Source organism: Pseudomonas sp. MNR3A, assembly GCF_009650575.1.
GTDB lineage: Bacteria > Pseudomonadota > Gammaproteobacteria > Pseudomonadales > Pseudomonadaceae > Aquipseudomonas > Aquipseudomonas machongensis.
The window spans coordinates 103,666-121,296 of record NZ_VZZS01000012.1 but is presented as its reverse complement, the minus strand read 5'-3'; the positions used below and the strand labels follow the sequence as shown (position 1 = coordinate 121,296).

At 63.1% G+C, this 17,631-nt stretch carries 14 protein-coding genes and 2 tRNA genes; 14 read left to right on the top strand and 2 right to left on the bottom strand.

The window, feature by feature from the left end:
- Positions 1-109 precede the first annotated feature (109 nt).
- From F6X62_RS10410 to F6X62_RS10380, 7 genes are all read left to right on the top strand, one after another.
- A tRNA-Ala gene (locus F6X62_RS10410) sits at positions 110-185 on the top strand.
- A gap of 41 nt (positions 186-226) precedes the next feature.
- Positions 227-302: transfer RNA gene (locus tag F6X62_RS10405), tRNA-Glu, on the top strand.
- Positions 303-468: 166 nt separating this feature from the next.
- Entirely contained in the window at positions 469-1,008 is a 540-nt protein-coding gene (locus tag F6X62_RS10400; protein ID WP_054893089.1) for a TetR/AcrR family transcriptional regulator, read from the top strand.
- 25 nt (positions 1,009-1,033) lie between these two features.
- Positions 1,034-1,867: an alpha/beta fold hydrolase gene (locus F6X62_RS10395; RefSeq protein ID WP_153773431.1), complete on the top strand. Its 834-nt coding sequence runs from the start codon at positions 1,034-1,036 to the stop codon at positions 1,865-1,867.
- A gap of 43 nt (positions 1,868-1,910) precedes the next feature.
- Positions 1,911-2,345, top strand: a complete 435-nt coding sequence (locus F6X62_RS10390; protein WP_054893091.1) for a thioesterase family protein — start codon at positions 1,911-1,913, stop codon at positions 2,343-2,345.
- A gap of 51 nt (positions 2,346-2,396) precedes the next feature.
- Positions 2,397-3,377, top strand: coding sequence for a tRNA-dihydrouridine synthase (locus tag F6X62_RS10385; protein ID WP_054893092.1), 981 nt, complete (start codon positions 2,397-2,399; stop codon positions 3,375-3,377).
- Between the two features lie 142 nt (positions 3,378-3,519).
- Positions 3,520-3,963: an Hsp20 family protein gene (locus F6X62_RS10380; RefSeq protein ID WP_054893093.1), complete on the top strand. Its 444-nt coding sequence runs from the start codon at positions 3,520-3,522 to the stop codon at positions 3,961-3,963.
- A gap of 83 nt (positions 3,964-4,046) precedes the next feature.
- Here F6X62_RS10380 and F6X62_RS10375 read toward each other — a convergent pair whose 3' ends face one another.
- Both F6X62_RS10375 and F6X62_RS10370 read right to left on the bottom strand, forming a co-directional pair.
- Positions 4,047-7,343 (bottom strand): bifunctional diguanylate cyclase/phosphodiesterase, encoded by a 3,297-nt coding sequence (locus tag F6X62_RS10375; RefSeq protein ID WP_153773430.1) that lies wholly within the window; start codon positions 7,341-7,343, stop codon positions 4,047-4,049.
- A gap of 61 nt (positions 7,344-7,404) precedes the next feature.
- Entirely contained in the window at positions 7,405-8,283 is an 879-nt protein-coding gene (locus tag F6X62_RS10370; protein WP_054893095.1) for a LysR family transcriptional regulator, read from the bottom strand.
- A 131-nt stretch (positions 8,284-8,414) separates the two neighbouring features.
- Here F6X62_RS10370 and leuC point away from each other — a divergent pair, with 131 nt between their 5' ends.
- The 7 genes from leuC (at position 8,415) to F6X62_RS10335 (ending at position 17,552) form a co-directional block, all read left to right on the top strand.
- Positions 8,415-9,848, top strand: a complete 1,434-nt coding sequence (gene leuC, locus F6X62_RS10365) for a 3-isopropylmalate dehydratase large subunit (RefSeq protein WP_153773429.1) — start codon at positions 8,415-8,417, stop codon at positions 9,846-9,848.
- Entirely contained in the window at positions 9,845-10,489 is a 645-nt protein-coding gene (gene leuD / locus F6X62_RS10360) for a 3-isopropylmalate dehydratase small subunit (protein ID WP_125930419.1), read from the top strand. The genes leuC and leuD overlap by 4 nt, the downstream gene beginning before the upstream one ends.
- A gap of 143 nt (positions 10,490-10,632) precedes the next feature.
- Positions 10,633-11,397, top strand: coding sequence for a class I SAM-dependent methyltransferase (locus F6X62_RS10355; protein ID WP_112897761.1), 765 nt, complete (start codon positions 10,633-10,635; stop codon positions 11,395-11,397).
- Between the two features lie 52 nt (positions 11,398-11,449).
- Entirely contained in the window at positions 11,450-12,532 is a 1,083-nt protein-coding gene (gene leuB, locus F6X62_RS10350) for a 3-isopropylmalate dehydrogenase (RefSeq protein ID WP_063543861.1), read from the top strand.
- 64 nt (positions 12,533-12,596) lie between these two features.
- Positions 12,597-13,709 carry an aspartate-semialdehyde dehydrogenase gene (asd, locus tag F6X62_RS10345; protein WP_054893100.1) on the top strand — a complete coding sequence of 371 codons (1,113 nt, stop codon included), beginning with the start codon at positions 12,597-12,599 and terminating at the stop codon, positions 13,707-13,709.
- A gap of 108 nt (positions 13,710-13,817) precedes the next feature.
- Positions 13,818-14,822 carry an aspartate-semialdehyde dehydrogenase gene (locus tag F6X62_RS10340; RefSeq protein ID WP_153773428.1) on the top strand — a complete coding sequence of 335 codons (1,005 nt, stop codon included), beginning with the start codon at positions 13,818-13,820 and terminating at the stop codon, positions 14,820-14,822.
- Between the two features lie 72 nt (positions 14,823-14,894).
- Positions 14,895-17,552 carry a FimV/HubP family polar landmark protein gene (locus tag F6X62_RS10335; RefSeq protein ID WP_153773427.1) on the top strand — a complete coding sequence of 886 codons (2,658 nt, stop codon included), beginning with the start codon at positions 14,895-14,897 and terminating at the stop codon, positions 17,550-17,552.
- The last annotated feature ends 79 nt before the right edge of the window (positions 17,553-17,631 follow it).

Sequence of the window (17,631 nt, the reverse complement as noted above, 5' to 3'; positions counted from 1 at the left end):
TTCACGGCGGTAACAGGGGTTCGAGTCCCCTAGGGGACGCCATTTCTTCCCGCGTTTTGCGGGGTTGAAAGGCTCATTCGACTGTTGAGTGAGCTTTTTGTTTTGTTTCGGGGCTATAGCTCAGCTGGGAGAGCGCCTGCATGGCATGCAGGAGGTCAGCGGTTCGATCCCGCTTAGCTCCACCAATCTGCCACGGTTCGTGAAAACGGATCGGCACGAAGGTTACGTCCCCTTCGTCTAGTGGCCTAGGACACCGCCCTTTCACGGCGGTAACAGGGGTTCGAGTCCCCTAGGGGACGCCATTTTTACCCGTGTTTTACGGGACTTCAAAGGCTCATTCGATTATTGAATGGGCCTTTTGTTTTTCTACCTCCTTAATCTTCCAGGTGCCCGATCAGCGGTACGCGATTTCGCTTGCCAGAAAATATTACATGCGTAATATTTCGATCATCATATTTGGGGGTGCCCATGAACGATAAAAAGACCCGGACTCGCGAGCGTATTCTCGACGCCGCCTGTAGCGCACTGATCCAGCAGGGGCCAGCCGACCCCAGCGTAGGTCAGGTAATGGCTGCAGCAGGCCTCACCGTCGGAGGCTTCTACGCCCATTTCGATAGCAAGGATGAATTGATGCTGGCGGCATTCGACCAGTTGCTCGGTGAGCGACGGGCCTTGCTTTCGCAGGTCGACCCCAGCCTGTCTGGTGCCGAGCGTCGTGCGCTGGCAGCAGCTTTCTATCTGTCGCGCAAGCACCGTGATGCCCATGAGCACGCCTGTCCCTTGCCTAACGCGTTGGGTGAGATGCAGCGTTTGCCCGCAGCCTTTCGCGAAATGTTGGCCGAACACCTCGAGCTTATGACGGCGCAGATGGTCGATCGTCCCGAGGATATCGACAAGGCGTTCGCCGACCTCGCCCTGATGGTCGGCGGCCTGGCCCTGGCCCGAGCCCTGGGCGCTACCGAACTTTCCGACCGTATTCTGCGCGCCGCCAAGTCGGCGGTTATCTGAGCAACCTCAACTCTGGAGTACGGCGATGACTACCCTGAGCTGGATTCGCAGCGTCAACGGCACCCTCGGCCATCTGGCCCCCGAGCATGTCGCCGGGCGCATGCGGCGCGCCTTCATGACGCCGCGTAACCTGCCTGCGCGGCAGTGGGAGTTGCCGCTATTGGCTTCGGCCGAGCGTATCACCCTGCGCTTCGGTCTTTCGGCCTTGCGCTGGGGCAAGGGGCCGACGGTGCTCCTGATGCACGGCTGGGAAGGGCGGCCCACCCAGTTTGCCGCGCTGATCGAAGCCCTGGTGCAGGCAGGACACACGGTCGTGTCCCTGGAGGGGCCAGCCCATGGCCGTTCGCCGGGGCAGCAGGCGCATGTGGTGCTGTTCGCCCGGGCTCTGCTTGAGGCCGCGGCGGAGCTGCCGCCGTTGCGCGCCGTGATCGGTCATTCGATGGGTGGCGCCAGTGTCATGTTGGCGTTGCAGTGGGGCTTGCGTGCCGAGTCGGCGGTGAGCATTGCTGCACCTGCTCAATTGCTCGGGGTGTTGCGCGGTTTTGCCCGGCGTCTGGGGATGCCCAGGCGGGCGCGTGCAGCCTTCATCCGCCAGGTCGAGCGTGACGTGGGCGTGCAGATCGATCGGCTGGATGTCAGTGGCTACCAGCTCGAGTTGCCTGGCCTGGTGGTTCATGCAGCCGACGATGCGCTGGTCGCGGCCAGTGAGGCGCAGCTCATCCACAAGGCCTGGTTCGACAGTCGCCTGTTGCTGCTGGAGGAAGGTGGGCATCAACGGGTGCTGGCTGACCCGCGTCTGGCCCAGGCTGTGCTCGAGCTGCTGGCGCGTACGACGCAACCGGCACGGCAAAGCGCCTGAGCATCCGTTACACTTTGCCCGTTCACTGACTACAGGAGCGGGCATGAGCTGGGATTTGGCAGCGCCATTCATCATCGACCTTCGCGTTGGCACCGAGGATATCGACGGCCTCGGTCATGCCAACAACGCTGTCTACGTCACCTGGCTGGAGCGCTGCGCCTGGCGCCACTCTCAGCGCCTGGGACTGGACCTGGCCGAGTACCGTCGTCTGGACCGGGCAATGGCCGTGGTGCGCCATGAGATCGACTACCTGGCAGCGGCGTACGAAGACGACGAGCTGCAATTGGCCACCTGGATCATCGACTGGGATCAGCGCCTGCGCATGACCCGTCGTTTTCAGCTCAAGCGCCCACGTGACGGCGTTACCCTGTTGCGCGCGCAAACCACCTTTGCCTGTATCGAACTGTCCAGCGGCAAGCCTCGGCGGATGCCGGCCGAGTTCATCGAGGGCTATGGTCCGGCGCTGATCGGCGCCTGATCCACGGGCATTTTTTGCTAGACTGCCGCCTTTTCTCGTCGGGACCCTGAAATGCAAATTGCCCTGGCCCCCATGGAGGGGCTGGTCGACAACATCCTGCGCGACGTGCTGACCCGCGTCGGGGGTATCGACTGGTGTGTCACCGAGTTCATCCGTGTCTGTGATCGCTTGCTGCCACCTTCGTCGTTCGACAAGTTGGCACCCGAGTTGCGCAACGGCGCGCGCACGGCTGCCGGCACGCCGATGCGTGTGCAGTTGCTGGGCTCCGATCCGCTGTGCCTGGCGGACAACGCCGCCCTGGCCTGTGAACTCGGGGCGCCGGTAATCGACCTTAACTTCGGCTGCCCGGCCAAGACTGTGAACAAGTCTCGCGGGGGCGCTGTGCTGCTCAAGGAGCCCGAGCTGCTGCATGCCATCGTTCGTGAAGTTCGACGGGCGGTGCCGGCGCAGATCCCGGTGACGGCGAAGATGCGTCTGGGCTTCGACAGCCCGGATGGTGCGCTGGAGTGTGGCATCGCGCTGGCCGAAGGTGGGGCGCAGCACCTGGTGGTGCATGCGCGAACCAAGGTAGAGGGTTACAAGCCGCCGGCTCACTGGGAGTGGGTGGCGCGGGTGCAGGATGTGGTCAAGGTGCCGGTCTTTGCCAATGGCGAGATCTGGACCGTCGATGATTGGCGACGCTGCCGCGAAGTCAGCGGCGCCGAAAACATCATGCTCGGGCGCGGGCTGGTGTCGAGGCCGGATCTGGGCTTGCAGATCGCCGCAGCGCGCGAGGGGCGGGACTACCAGCCGATGGTGTGGAGCGACCTGCTACCGCTGCTGCGCGAGTTCTGGCGCCAGGCGCAGGCCAAATTGTCGCCGCGTTATGCGCCCGGGCGGATGAAGCAGTGGTTGGCGATGTTGACCCGCAGCTACCCGGAGGCGGTGTTGTTGTTCGCCGAGTTGCGGCGCGAGGATGACTGCGCCCGCATCAGCCGGCTGTTGGGTGTCGAGCCAGTGAAAACGGCCTCTTTTACCGAGTGCGTCGCCTGATGTGCAGCTGCGTCGTGCGGGGTGGGCAGATTTTTTCATGAGAGCCCTTGAAAGTCCGTTGCCTGACCTTATCTCTTGAGTACGCGATGCCGAAGTCGGGTCGCGTAGTGACTTACTTGCTGAATCTCAGGAGTTTATGACCATGACTACCGCTTTCTCCCTCGCACCACTGTTCCGCCATTCCGTAGGTTTCGATCGTTTCAATGACCTGTTCGAATCCGCGGCACGTAATGAGGCCGGTAGCAGCTACCCGCCCTACAACGTCGAAAAGCATGGCGATGACCACTATCGCATCGTGGTTGCTGCAGCCGGCTTCCAGGAGCAGGATCTCGACCTTCAGGTCGAAAAAGGCGTCCTGACCGTTACCGGTGGCAAGCGCGAAAATGGCGCTGCCGAAGTCACCTATCTGCATCAGGGTATCGCCCAGCGTGCTTTCAAGCTGTCGTTCCGCCTGGCGGATCACATTGAAGTAAAAGCTGCCGGTCTGGCTAACGGCCTGCTCAGCATCGACCTGCTGCGCATCGTGCCGGAAGAAGCCAAGGCCAAGCGTATTCCGATCAATGGTGAAAAGGCTGCACTGAATTGAATGCAGTGAAGTGAATGGAAGGGCACCCTAGGGTGCCCTTTCGCATTTATGGGGCACACCCCTCCCGTAGAGGCAAGGCGCTATCAATAGTCTGCCGGGGTTTCCTGCAAGATCTGGCGAAACTCCGGCAAGGGCAGCGGTCGGCTGTGCAGGTAGCCCTGGTACAGGTAACAGCCCTGTCGCTCGAGAAATTCCAGTTGCTCCGTCAGTTCGACACCTTCTGCTATCACCGCCAGCTCCAGGCTTCGCGCCATTGCCACGATGGCTCGAACGATCTCGGCATCATTGGGGTCGTTGGGCGCGTCACGCACGAAGGTCTGGTCGATCTTCAGGGCATCCACCGGCAGGCGCTTCAGGTAGGTCAGCGACGAATAGCCCGTGCCGAAATCATCCATGGCGAAGCTCACCCCGTAGCGTTTGAGCTCACGCATCTTGTTGATGGTGTCTTCCAGGTTCTGGATGACAATGCCCTCGGTGATCTCCAGTTTGAGCATGCGCCTGGGCAAGCGATAGTCGTCCAGGCTGCGTAGCACTCGTTCGACGAAATCATTCTGGCGGAATTGCCGGGGACTGATATTCACGCAGAGACTGAAATCGTCGGCACTGATCAGCCCGTCCTCGAGCATGCGCGCGCAGGCGTCGCAGGCTTCGTCGAGGATCCAGCTACCCACCTCGAGTATCAGGCCGCTTTCCTCGAGCACCTGGATGAACTGGGAGGGCGCTTGCTGGCCAAGTTGCGGATGGTGCCAGCGCAAGAGCACTTCGGCGCCGACGATGCGATTATCGCGGGCGTCCACCTGGGGCTGGAAGTGCAGGGCCAGTTCGCCGCGCGCCAGCGCCAGACGCAGGTCGTTTTCCATGCGCAGGCGCTCGCTGGCCGCCTTTTGCATGGTGGTGTGGAACAGCTGGGTGGTATTGCGTCCGGAATCCTTGGCGCGGTAAAGGGCGATGTCTGCTCGCTTGAGCAGATCGGCTGGGGTGATGCCATGGTCGGGAATCAGTGCCACGCCGATGCTCGGCGTCACCTGCAGGCGCTGGCCGTCCAGCGACATGGGTTCGGCCAGCAGTTCGCGCAGGGTGTCGGCCAACTCGCGAACCTTGCCCTCGACGTGCTCGCGACTCCCCTCGAGACCGCTGAGCAGGACCACGAACTCGTCGCCCCCCAGGCGTGCCACGGTGTCTTCCAGGCGCACGCTGGCTTCGAGGCGGGCAGTGATGATCTTCAATACCGTGTCGCCGACGGGGTGGCCCAGAGAGTCGTTGATGTGCTTGAAGTGGTCCAGGTCGAGGAACAGCAGGGCGCCGCGAAGGTTGTGGCGCTTGAGCAGGGCGATCTGCTGGCTGAGCCGGTCCATCAGCAGGGCGCGGTTGGGCAGGTTGGTCAGCGGGTCATGGTAGGCCAGGTGGCGGATCTGCGCTTGTGCGTTCTTCAACTGGCTGACGTCGCGGGCGGTCAACAGCAGGCAGTCGGTTTCATTGAGGCTGATCGGCTCGACGGACACCTCGACGGTCAGGATGTCTCCGCGTTTGTTGCGCCCGAGCATCTCCCGGTGGTGTACCCGGCCGCGCTCCTTGAGTTCGGCAAGCAAGGCTGCCCGTTGCTTGTCGTCGGCCCAGATGCCCAGTTCGAAAACGGTACGACCCACTACCTCGATGCTGCTGTAGCCGGTCAGGCGGCAGAAGCCGTCGTTGACTTCGACATAGCGTCCACTGAGCCGTTCGGTGATGGTGATGGCGTCGGGGCTCGAGTGGAAGGCTTTGGCGAACTTCTCCTCGCTGGCCTTGAGTGCCGCCTCGGCGCGCTGCTGCTGGGTGATGTCACGCAGCGTGGTGACGCTGCAGGGCTGGCTGTCCACGGTGATCAGGCGGCTGGAAATCACGCAGGTCAGTGGTGAGCCGTTGCGGTGGTTGACCACGACCGCGACATTGCTCAAGGCCTGATCGCGGATCACCCGTTCGATGCGTTGCGCGCGCGCGGACGACTCGGCCCAGAGGCCGATCTGCTCGGCGGTGCGCCCGATGACCTGTTCGGCGTCCCAGCCGAAGGTCTGGGTGAAGGCTGGATTGATCTCGATGAACTGGCCCGTATCCTGGTGAGTGACGCAGATCGGGTCGGGGCTGACCTGGAACAGGCTGGCGAACTTCTCTTCCGAGGCGCTCAGGCGTTGCTCGCGCTCGACCTGGTCGGTGATGTCCAGCAAGGTGCCGGCCATGCGCAGAGGGTTGCCATGCTCGTCGCGATAAAGCCGCGCACGGCTTTCGATATAGCGCGATGCGCCGTTCTCCAGCTGGACGCGATAGGTGATCTGGTAGTTACCGGCCGGTCCTTCGCGCAGGCTGCGGTAGGCTTGACGCATGACGCTGCGTTCTTCCTCGGGTACGCCTTCGAAGAAGGCTTCGAAGGACTCATGGAAGGGCACCGGGTCAAGGCCGTGCAGTTGCGCGGCGCGCGCCGAGCCATAGAGCATGCCACTGGGAATGTGCCAGTCCCAGGTGCCCAACTGCGCCGAGTCCAGGGCCAGGTCCAGGCGCTCCTGGCTGTCCTTGAGTGCCTGCTCGGCCCGCTTGCGCTCGGTGGTGTCGACAAAAGTGCTGATCAGGTAGGTGATGCCTTCGAGCTCGATACCCTGGGTGCAGAGGATGCCATCGTGGATGTTGCCGCTGGTGGCACGGAACTGGACTTCCATGATCACCGGGCTGCCACTGTTGCGAGTGGCTTCCAGTACCTGCTGGCGCTGCTCGGGGTGGACCCAGAGACCGAGTTCCACGCTGGTCTTGCCGACGACCTGGGCGCCGGGCCAGCCGAACATGTCCTCGAAGTGCTGGTTGACCTCGAAGATCATGCCATCGTGGCGGCGGGTCAGGAGGATGGCATTGGGGCTGAGGTGGAAGAGGGTGGCAAAGCGCTTTTCCGAGTTGATCAGTGCGGTTTCGCGATCGCGCTGACGGGTGATCTCGCGGATCACGCCGATCATCTGTGGACGGCCATGGCGATCATGGGTCAGGCTGCCATTGATTTCCAGCCAGTGCAGGCTGCCGTCCGGCCAGCGGATGCGATGGCGCATGGCCTGCTCCACGGGCTCGCCGTTGACCACGGCGTGGAACAGCTGGCGGGTGCGGGCGCGATCCTCCTCCGGCAGCAGGTCCAGGTAGTCGATATCCGCGGGCAACGGGCGCAGGGGATCGAAGCCGAACAGCGCCTGCGTGCCTCGTGACCAGCTCACCCGGCCGGTTTCGATATCCCACAGCCATGCGCCCAGGCGTGCGCCGTTGAGCGCGGCGAGCAATTGCGGAGCATTCTGCCAGGCCTGCTCGGACTCCTGGGGATCGACCGCAGGGATGCGCGGCAGGCGCGGAAAGCGGTTTGCTGATTTGGGCATCGGTACCAGACCTTTGGCGGATGAAGCGTCCTTGTAAGTGAAATGCCTGGCTGATGGACGGTCAGGCGGACCCCGAGTGGCTGTCGAGCAATGCCATGAACGCCTTTGCCGCATTCGACAGCGTTCGTTCCGTATGCAAAATGTAGCCTAGCTGGCGCGACAGCTGTATGCCGGGCAAGGCGATGGGTGCAACCTGTTCATCGAGCATAGTACGTGGCAGCACGCTCCACGCGAGGCCGATTGAAACCATCATCTTGATGGTCTCCAGGTAGTTGGTGCTCATGGCGATGTTCGGCGTCAGGCCCTGACTCTCGAACAAGCGCTGCACGATGTGGTGGGTAAAGGTGTTGCCGCCGGGGAACACGGCGGGGTGGCGGGCGATATCGGCCAGGCTGACATCGCTATCAAGGGCCAGGGCGTGCTCCGGGGCCGCTACGAAATCCAGGGCGTCGTCCCACACTGGAACGGCCCGGACCAGGTGATGGGGCTCGGGGGCCAGGGTGATCACTGCGATTTCCGCGCGGCCATGGAGAACTTCGTCGTAGGCCGTTTCTGAATCTAGAAACTGAATATCCAGTGCCACGGAAGGGTGCTGTCGGGTGAAAGCCCTTAGCAGCGGGGGCAGGCGGTGCAGGCCGATATGATGGCTGGTGGCCAGGGTCAGGCGCCCGGTAACTTCTCCTGTCAAATTGGTCAGGGCCCGGCGCGTATCATCCAGTACATTGAGGATCTGATAGGCGCGAGGCAGCAGGGCTCGGCCGGCTTCGGTCAAGGTGACCTCACGGCCCAGGCGATCGAACAGGCGTACATCCAGTTGCTGCTCCAGGCCGGCTATGCGTTTGCTGACGGCGGGTTGGGTCAGGTGCAGGCGTTCACCGGCGCCGGAAAAACTTCCGGTTTCGGCGATGGCGATGAAAGCGCTGAGGTTGGCGAGGTCCATGCGCTCGAATTCCTATTGGTTATCCAAAGCATAAAAATTATGAATTTGAGTTATTCAATCTAACCCCATAGCATCGTCCGTACAAGCCAAGGGGTTATTGGCATAGAAAGACGCTGATGAGGAACAGTCTGATGGCTGGCAAAACGCTCTACGACAAACTCTGGGATGCGCACGAAGTCAAACGGCGCGACGATGGCTCGTCCTTGATCTATATCGATCGTCACATCATCCATGAAGTGACTTCGCCGCAAGCTTTCGAAGGCCTGCGCCTGGCCAATCGCAAGCCCTGGCGCATCGACGCCAACATCGCCACGCCCGACCACAACGTGCCGACCACGCCAGAGCGCAAGGGTGGTATCGAGGCCATCGTCGACCAGGTGTCGCGCCTGCAGGTGCAGACCCTGGACGAGAACTGTGACGAATACGGCATCGTCGAATTCAAGATGAACGACGAGCGCCAGGGCATCGTCCACGTCATCAGCCCGGAGCAGGGCGCCACCTTGCCGGGCATGACCGTGGTCTGCGGTGACTCGCACACCTCGACCCATGGCGCCTTCGGGGCCTTGGCCCATGGCATCGGCACCTCCGAGGTCGAGCACGTGCTCGCCACCCAGTGCCTGGTCGCCAAGAAGATGAAGAACATGCTGGTGCGCGTCGAAGGCCAGTTGCCTGTCGGCGTCACCGCGAAGGATATCGTGCTTGCCGTGATCGGCAAGATCGGCACTGCCGGTGGCAACGGCCACGCCATGGAGTTCGCCGGCAGCGCTATTCGCGAGCTGTCGATGGAAGGCCGCATGACCATCTGCAACATGTCCATCGAAGCCGGTGCCCGTGTCGGCCTGGTGGCTACCGACGCGACCACCGTTGCCTATGTCGAAGGCCGTCCGTATGCGCCGAAGGGCGAGGACTGGAAGCGTGCCGTCGAAGCCTGGAAAGACCTGGTTTCCGACGACGATGCCGTGTTCGACACCGTGGTCGAACTCGACGCCGCACAGATCAAGCCGCAGGTCAGCTGGGGCACTTCCCCGGAAATGGTGCTCGCCGTCGACCAGCGCGTGCCGGATCCGGCCGCCGAGTCCGATCTGATCAAGCGTGGTTCGATCGAGCGCGCACTCAAGTACATGGGGCTCACCGCCAACCAGGCGATCACTGATATCCAGCTGGATCGCGTGTTCATCGGCTCGTGCACCAACTCGCGGATCGAAGACCTGCGCGCTGCGGCGGACATCGCCAAGGGCCGCAAGGTTGCCGCTACCGTCAAGCAAGCCATCGTCGTGCCGGGCTCGGGTCTGGTCAAGGCCCAGGCCGAGCGTGAGGGCTTGGACAAGATCTTCCTCGAGGCGGGCTTCGAATGGCGTGAACCAGGCTGCTCCATGTGCCTGGCGATGAATCCGGACCGCCTGGAAAGCGGCGAGCATTGCGCCTCGACGTCCAACCGCAACTTCGAAGGCCGTCAGGGCGCCGGTGGTCGTACCCACCTGGTCAGCCCGGCCATGGCCGCCGCCGCTGCGGTAACCGGCCACTTCATCGATGTCCGCGAGTTGATCCAAGGGAGCGCAGCATGAAAGCCTTTACCCAGCACACTGGCCTCGTCGCGCCGTTGGATCGTGCCAACGTCGACACCGACCAGATCATCCCCAAGCAGTTTCTCAAGTCGATCAAGCGTACCGGCTTCGGCCCCAACCTGTTCGACGAGTGGCGCTACCTGGACGTGGGCCAGCCCTACCAGGACAACAGCAAGCGTCCGGTGAACCAGGAGTTCGTGCTCAACCACGAACGCTACCAGGGTGCCAGCGTGTTGCTGGCGCGGGAAAACTTCGGTTGCGGCTCCAGCCGCGAGCATGCCCCTTGGGCGCTGGACGAGTACGGTTTCCGCAGCATCATTGCGCCGAGCTTTGCCGACATCTTCTTCAACAACAGCTTCAAGAACGGCCTGCTGCCGATCATCCTCAGCGATGAGGAAGTGGATGAGTTGTTCAAGCAGGTCGAAGCCAACCCGGGCTACCAGCTGACCATCGACTTGCAAGCGCAGGCTGTCACCCGTCCAGACGGCAAGGTGCTGCACTTCGAGATCGATGCGTTCCGCAAGCACTGCCTGCTCAACGGCCTGGACGACATCGGTCTGACCTTGCAGGACAGTGACGCGATCAAGGCCTTCGAAGGCAAGCACCGCGCCACGCAGCCCTGGCTGTTCCGGGATGCCTGAAGCAGGTAGGTGACAGTACCGGCCTCTTCGCGGGCGAGCCCGCTCCTACAGATATCGCAAGGCCTGGGGCAATGCTGTACCAGTGGGAGCGGGCTTGCCCGCGAAGAGGCCGGTACAGGCAATAAAACCAAAAGGATTGAATCATGACGGGTACCAGCCACACCGAAGTAGTCCAGCGTCAGTTCGGCGAACAGGCCAGCGCCTACCTCAGCAGCACCGTGCATGCCCAGGGCAGCGAGTTCGCCCTGCTGCAGGCCGAACTGCAAGGGCAGGGCGCTGCTCGCGTGCTGGACCTGGGCTGTGGCGCCGGTCATGTCAGTTTTCACGTGGCGCCACTGGTGGCCCAAGTCGTGGCATACGATCTTTCCCAGTCGATGCTTGACGTGGTTGCCAAGGCCGCCAGCGAGCGTGGGCTGGCCAATATCGTCACCGAGCGCGGCGCCGCCGAGCGTCTGCCGTTCGCCGACGCGTCGTTCGAATTCGTCTTCAGCCGTTACTCGGCACACCACTGGAGCGACCTGGGCCTGGCACTGCGTGAAGTGCGTCGGGTGCTCAAGCCGGGTGGCGTGGCGGCGTTCGTCGATGTCATGTCGCCGGGCAGCCCGTTGCTCGACACCTACCTGCAAAGTGTCGAAGTGCTGCGCGACACCAGCCATGTACGCGATTATTCTGCCGCCCAGTGGCAGCGCCAGGTCAGCGAGGCAGGGCTGTTCACGCGCAGCCATAGCCGCCAGCGCCTGCGCCTGGAGTTCGCATCCTGGGTGGAGCGCATGCGTACTCCCGAACCGATGCGTGTGGCCATCCGCCAGTTGCAGCAGGCGATGGGCGAGGAAGTGCGGCAGTATTACCAGATCGAAGCTGATGGCTCCTTCAGCACGGATGTCCTGGTGCTGTGGGCCGAGCGATAGAGTTTCCGGCGTGGCTGACCGAGCCGCGCTGTTTGAATGAATAGAGGAAAGCATGAGCAAGCAGATTCTGATTCTCCCAGGTGATGGCATCGGTCCGGAAATCATGGCCGAGGCGGTCAAGGTGCTGGAGCTGGCCAACGACAAGTTCGGCCTGGACTTCGCCCTGGAGCACGACGTGATTGGTGGTGCGGCCATCGACAAGCACGGCGTACCGCTGGCTGACGAAACCCTGGAGCGCGCGCGCAAGGCCGATGCCGTCCTGCTCGGCGCCGTTGGCGGGCCGAAGTGGGACAAGATCGAGCGTGATATCCGTCCTGAGCGCGGTCTGCTGAAGATTCGTGCGCAACTGGGCCTGTTTGCCAACCTGCGTCCGGCGATTCTCTATCCGCAACTGGCTGACGCTTCGTCGCTCAAGCCCGAGATCGTCTCCGGGCTGGACATCCTCATCGTCCGCGAGCTGACCGGCGGCATCTACTTTGGTGCTCCGCGTGGCCAGCGCGAGCTCGAAGGTGGCGAGCGCCAAGCCTATGACACGCTGCCCTACAGCGAGAGTGAAGTGCGCCGTATCGCCCGCGTGGGCTTCGACATGGCCCGGGTGCGCGGCAAGAAACTGTGCTCGGTGGACAAGGCCAACGTCCTGGCCTCCAGCCAGCTGTGGCGCGAAGTGGTCGAAGACGTCGCCAAGGACTACCCGGACGTCGAGCTGAGCCACATGTACGTCGACAACGCCGCGATGCAACTGGTGCGCGCACCCAAGCAGTTCGACGTGGTGGTGACCGACAACATGTTCGGTGACATTCTGTCGGATGAGGCTTCCATGCTGACCGGTTCCATCGGCATGCTGCCTTCTGCTTCGCTGGATGCCGACAACAAGGGCATGTACGAGCCTTGCCACGGTTCGGCGCCCGACATCGCAGGCCAAGGTATCGCCAACCCGCTGGCGACCATCCTCTCTGTATCGATGATGCTGCGTTACAGCTTCAACCAGCAGGCCGCTGCCGAAGCGATCGAGCAGGCTGTGAGCCTGGTGCTGGATCAGGGGCTGCGCACCGGTGACATCTGGTCGGCCGGTTGCACCAAGGTCGGTACGCAGGAAATGGGCGACGCAGTAGTCGCAGCGCTGCGGAATCTGTAATCTCTCTGGCCCGCCATCGTTTCCCTTCGGTGGCGGCCCACTTTTTAGCAAAGGTGTAGTTGCGATGAAACGTGTAGGTCTGATCGGTTGGCGCGGTATGGTCGGTTCCGTGCTCATGCAGCGGATGCTGGAGGAGCAGGACTTCGACCTTATCGAGCCGGTGTTCTTCACCACCTCCAACGTGGGTGGCCAAGGCCCGAACGTGGGCAAGGATATTGCTCCGCTCAAGGACGCTTATTCGATCGAAGAGCTCAAGACCCTCGACGTGATCCTGACCTGCCAGGGCGGCGACTACACCAACGAGGTCTTCCCCAAGCTGCGTGAAGCCGGCTGGCAGGGTTACTGGATCGACGCTGCCTCGTCCCTGCGTATGCAGGATGATGCAGTCATCATCCTCGACCCGGTCAACCGCAAGGTCATCGACCAGCAGCTGGACGCCGGCACCAAGAACTACATCGGCGGCAACTGCACCGTCAGCCTGATGCTGATGGGCCTGGGCGGGCTGTTCGAAGCTGGCCTGGTCGAGTGGATGAGCGCCATGACTTACCAGGCGGCCTCTGGTGCCGGTGCGCAGAACATGCGCGAGCTGATCAAGCAGATGGGGGCAACCCATGCTGCGGTGGCCGACGATCTGGCCAACCCGGCCAGCGCGATCCTCGACATCGACCGCAAGGTTGCCGAAGCCATGCGCAGCGAAGCCTACCCGACTGAAAACTTCGGCGTGCCGCTGGCTGGCAGCCTGATCCCGTGGATCGACAAGGAACTGCCGAACGGGCAGAGCCGCGAAGAGTGGAAGGCTCAGGCCGAGACCAACAAGATCCTTGGCCGCTTCAAGAGCCCGATCCCGGTCGATGGCATCTGCGTACGTATCGGTGCCATGCGCTGCCACAGCCAAGCGCTTACCATCAAGCTGAACAAGGATGTGCCGATCGCCGATATCGAAGGCATGATCAGCCAGCACAACCCATGGGTGAAGCTGGTGCCGAATCAGCGTGAGATCAGCATGCAGGAACTGAGTCCTACCAACGTGACCGGTACCCTGAACATTCCGGTCGGCCGTCTGCGCAAGCTGAACATGGGGTCCCAGTACCTGGGCGCCTTCACGGTCGGCGACCAGTTGCTGTGGGGCGCTGCCGAGCCGCTGCGCCGCATGTTGCGGATTCTGCTGGAGCGTTGATCGCCTCAAGTTGATCGAAAACCCGCGCTGGAGACAGCGCGGGTTTTTTGTTTGTGCGGCAATCAAGTAAAGTGCCGCTCCCGCCGTACCCGCAGAAGGAGCCAAACCATGAGCCAACCCCTAGATATCGCCGTCGTCGGCGCCACCGGAAGTGTCGGTGAGACCCTCGTGCAGATTCTCGAGGAGCTGGAGTTCCCGGTCGCGACCCTGCACCTGCTGGCCAGTATGGAATCTGCCGGCAGCAGTGTGATGTTTGCTGGCAAGAAGGTGCGAGTGCGTGAAGTGGACAGCTTCGACTTCGCCCAGGCCAAGCTGGCGTTCTTCGCCGCCGGTGCTGCAGTCAGCCGCAGCTTTGCGCAGAAGGCGCGCGAGGCCGGCTGCTCGGTGATCGACCTGTCTGGCGGGCTGGATGACGCGCTGGCGCTGGTGCCGGAGGCCAATGGCGAGGTCGTCGACAGCCTTGCATTGCCAGCCTTGCTGGCCAGCCCAAGCAGCGCCGCTGTCGCGCTGGCCGTTGCGCTGGCGCCGCTCAAGGGGTTGCTGGATATCGAGCGGGTCCAGGTAATGGCTTGCCTGGCCGTTTCGTCCCAGGGGCGCGAGGCGGTGAACGAGTTGGCGCGGCAGACGGCCGAGTTGCTCAACGCCCGCCCGTTGGAGCCGCGTTTCTTTGATCGCCAGGTGGCGTTCAACCTGTTGGCGCAGGTGGGGGCCACCGATGAGCAGGGGCATGCAGCCCTGGAGCGTCGCCTGGTCAGCGAGCTGCGCGTGCTGCTGGGGTTGCCTGAGTTGAAGATTTCCGTGAGCTGCGTTCAAGTCCCGGTGTTTTTCGGCGATAGCTTCAGTGTGGCGGTGCAGAGTCGCCAGTCGGTCGATCTGCAACTGGTCAACCAGGCGCTGGACGCCGCTGCCAGCGTCGAGCGTGTGGAAAATGACGATTATCCGACACCCGTCGGTGACGCAGTGGGGCAAGACGTGGTCTATGTTGGTCGTGTACGCCATGGCGTCGACGAGGATCAGCAGCTCAACTTGTGGCTGACCACCGACAACGTGCGCAAGGGTGCGGCGCTCAACGCCGTACAATTGGCGCAATTGTTGATAAAAAAAATGGCGTAAAAGATACTGGCCAGCAATTTTGTCCTACACCACTGGCAGGTTTTTAGGACGATTCATACAAGGGAAGAGGTCATGCTTCGAATTCGCAAACTGGTTCTGGCCATCGCGGCCGCCTCGGCGCTGTCGTCCGGCATGGCCAATGCCCTTGGCCTGGGGGAGCTGACCCTCAAGTCGGCGCAGAACCAGCCGCTGGATGCCGAGATCGAGTTGCTCGATGTGCGCGACCTCACCGCCGCTGAAGTGGCGCCAAGCCTGGCCCCTCCCGAGGAGTTCGCCAAGGCTGGGGTGACGCTGCCCGCTTATCTGGAAGACCTGACGTTCACGCCGGTGATCAACCCCAACGGTCGCAGCGTGTTGCGCGTGACTTCCAGCAAGCCGCTGCCGGAGCCGGTGGTCAAGTTCCTGGTTCAGGTGATGTGGCCCCAAGGGCGGCTGTTGCGTGACTACAACGTGGCGCTCGACCAGCCGCAGCAGGCCAGCGCCAAGCCTGCCCAGGGCGCCATCAGCCCGGCAGTGAGCGCCGCCAGCTACACGACTCGCCAGCGCGACACGCTCTGGCAGATCGCTGCACGCAACACCCACGGCGGTTCGATCCAGCAGACCATGTTGGCGATCCAGGCCCTGAACCCCGATGCCTTCATCGGCAATAACATCAACCAGCTCAAGACCGGTCAGGTCCTGCGCCTTCCAGACGAGCAGCAGATCCGCAGCATTGCCCAGGGTGAGGCGATCCGCGAGGTTTCCGAGCAGTACGCCGCCTGGCGCGAAGGTCGGCGCCTGGGGCCGCGTGCGCGACAGTTGGACGCCACCCGTCGGGGGGCTGCCGAAGCCGCGCCTGCACGTATCGCCCAGGGCGATAACCTGCGGCTGGTTGCGCCCGGCACACAGACCGGGGCCGACAGCGCCAAGGCGCTGAGCGACAAGCTGGCCGTGGCCCAGGAAAGCCTGGATACCAGCCGCCGCGACAACGAAGAACTCAAGAGCCGGATGACCGACCTGCAGAGCCAGCTGGACAAGCTGCAGCGTCTGATCGAATTGAAGAACGACCAGTTGGCGCGTCTCGAGGCGCAAGGTGCCGCCGAGCCTGCAGCACCTGTAGCCGCGACGCCGCCCGTCGAGCCGGTGGTCAACGCCCAGTTGGCCCCTGCCGAACCCGCGGTCACGCCGCCGCCTGCAGCAGCGGATACTGCGCCGCAAGCAGCGGCGGCGCCGGAACAGCCACCGAGTGCACTCGACGAACTGCTGGGCAATCCGCTGTTGCTGGCGCTATTGGCGGGCTCGGCCTTCCTCGTGTTGCTGCTGCTGTTGCTGCTTCTGGCGCGCAAGCGCAAGGCCCAGCAGGAGGCTGAGAAGCACCTGCGCATGGCCCGAGCCTTGGCCGAGGAAGGTGAGCGCGGTCCTGATCTGGACCTGCCGCCCAGCAGCTTCGATGGACTGGATGTCTCGGCGCCGAGCGTGACCTTGTCGCCTGCCGTGGTGGCGGCCTCCGCTGCAGCCGCGGCGGCGGCGGAAAAGCCAGTCGTTGCCAGTGCGCCGACTGATGCCGATCCGCACGCGACGCTATTGGCCGAGGTCGACGAGAGCGTCGCCAAGGGGCGCTTGAATCACGCAGCTACTCTGCTGGAACCGGTGGTGGCTGCCGAGCCGCAGCGCAGCGACCTGCGCCTTAAATTGATGGAAGTCTACGCTCGCCAAGGCGATCAGGACGCGTTCGTCGGCCAGGAGCGCCAGTTGCCCGGCACACCTGAGAACCAGGGCGAAGTCGAGGGGCTCAAGCAACGTTATCCGGCCATGCTCGGGGTTGCGGCGGCAGGGCTCGGCGCGGCTGCGCTGGCTGCGGAGATGGACGAGCAGTATGTGCAGGAGCTGCTCCAGGACCACGAGGCGGCACCTGTCGCAGAGCCCGAGCCGGTTGTCGACGAAGCGGTGGCCGCGGCGCCCCAGCCAGAGCCTGTGCTGGACAGCGTGCCAGAGCTCGATGAGGTGCCCGTCACCGCCACGGACGATCTGGACAGTGCGTTTGACCTGAGTCTGGACGATGACCTCGCGCTTGACGACTCGCTCGATGCCCCGGTGCTGGATGCACCTGACGCGACGCAAGCGCCCGAGGTCGTGGTTGAGCCGGCGGTGCAGGCCGAGCCGGCCGTCGAGAGCGATGCCGACGACGATTTCGAGGCATTGCTGGCCCAGGCTCAGGCGCAATCCGAGCCACAAAGCCTGGATGATCTGGCGGACTTCGATCTGGATGTCGGTGAGCCGGCCGTAGCCGCGCCGCCTGCTGCCGAGCCGGAGGCGCCCGTGGATGTCGCCGCCGAGCTGGCTGCATTCGACGAGATTCCGGAATTCGACCCCATTTCCGAACTCGAGCTGCCGGACGACTTCGACCTGTCGTTGTCGCTGGACGACGAATCGCCAGCCGACAAGCACTTCGCCTCGGAACTCAGTGACGTCAACGCCGAGCTCGACAAGTTGTCGCAGAGCCTGGCGTCGCCGTCGTTGGAGCCACACTTTACCGCCGAGGATGCGGCGCTCGAGCCCGGAGCCCTGGATGACCTGGACTTCGACTTCTTCTCCGGCACCGACGAAGTGGCGACCAAACTCGACCTGGCTCGGGCCTACATCGACATGGGTGATCACCAGGGCGCCCGCGATATCCTCGACGAGGTGGTCAAGGATGGCGACGACGGCCAGCGCCAGGAGGCGCAGGACATGCTGTCGCGTCTGGTCTGACGCGCAGCTGGCCTGGATAGGACAACGGCAGCCCTGAGGGCTGCCGTTGTCGTTATAATGGCCGCCTTTTCGTTTCATC

Excerpts from the sequence above, each read along its gene's own strand:
- F6X62_RS10400 (WP_054893089.1), top strand. The coding sequence starts at position 469 with ATGAACGATAAAAAGACCCGGACTCGCGAGCGTATTCTCGACGCCGCC.
- F6X62_RS10395 (WP_153773431.1), top strand. The coding sequence starts at position 1,034 with ATGACTACCCTGAGCTGGATTCGCAGCGTCAACGGCACCCTCGGCCAT.
- F6X62_RS10390 (WP_054893091.1), top strand. The coding sequence starts at position 1,911 with ATGAGCTGGGATTTGGCAGCGCCATTCATCATCGACCTTCGCGTTGGC.
- F6X62_RS10385 (WP_054893092.1), top strand. The coding sequence starts at position 2,397 with ATGCAAATTGCCCTGGCCCCCATGGAGGGGCTGGTCGACAACATCCTG.
- F6X62_RS10380 (WP_054893093.1), top strand. The coding sequence starts at position 3,520 with ATGACTACCGCTTTCTCCCTCGCACCACTGTTCCGCCATTCCGTAGGT.
- F6X62_RS10375 (WP_153773430.1), bottom strand. The coding sequence starts at position 7,343 with ATGCCCAAATCAGCAAACCGCTTTCCGCGCCTGCCGCGCATCCCTGCG.
- F6X62_RS10370 (WP_054893095.1), bottom strand. The coding sequence starts at position 8,283 with ATGGACCTCGCCAACCTCAGCGCTTTCATCGCCATCGCCGAAACCGGA.
- leuC (WP_153773429.1), top strand. The coding sequence starts at position 8,415 with ATGGCTGGCAAAACGCTCTACGACAAACTCTGGGATGCGCACGAAGTC.
- leuD (WP_125930419.1), top strand. The coding sequence starts at position 9,845 with ATGAAAGCCTTTACCCAGCACACTGGCCTCGTCGCGCCGTTGGATCGT.
- F6X62_RS10355 (WP_112897761.1), top strand. The coding sequence starts at position 10,633 with ATGACGGGTACCAGCCACACCGAAGTAGTCCAGCGTCAGTTCGGCGAA.
- leuB (WP_063543861.1), top strand. The coding sequence starts at position 11,450 with ATGAGCAAGCAGATTCTGATTCTCCCAGGTGATGGCATCGGTCCGGAA.
- asd (WP_054893100.1), top strand. The coding sequence starts at position 12,597 with ATGAAACGTGTAGGTCTGATCGGTTGGCGCGGTATGGTCGGTTCCGTG.
- F6X62_RS10340 (WP_153773428.1), top strand. The coding sequence starts at position 13,818 with ATGAGCCAACCCCTAGATATCGCCGTCGTCGGCGCCACCGGAAGTGTC.
- F6X62_RS10335 (WP_153773427.1), top strand. The coding sequence starts at position 14,895 with ATGCTTCGAATTCGCAAACTGGTTCTGGCCATCGCGGCCGCCTCGGCG.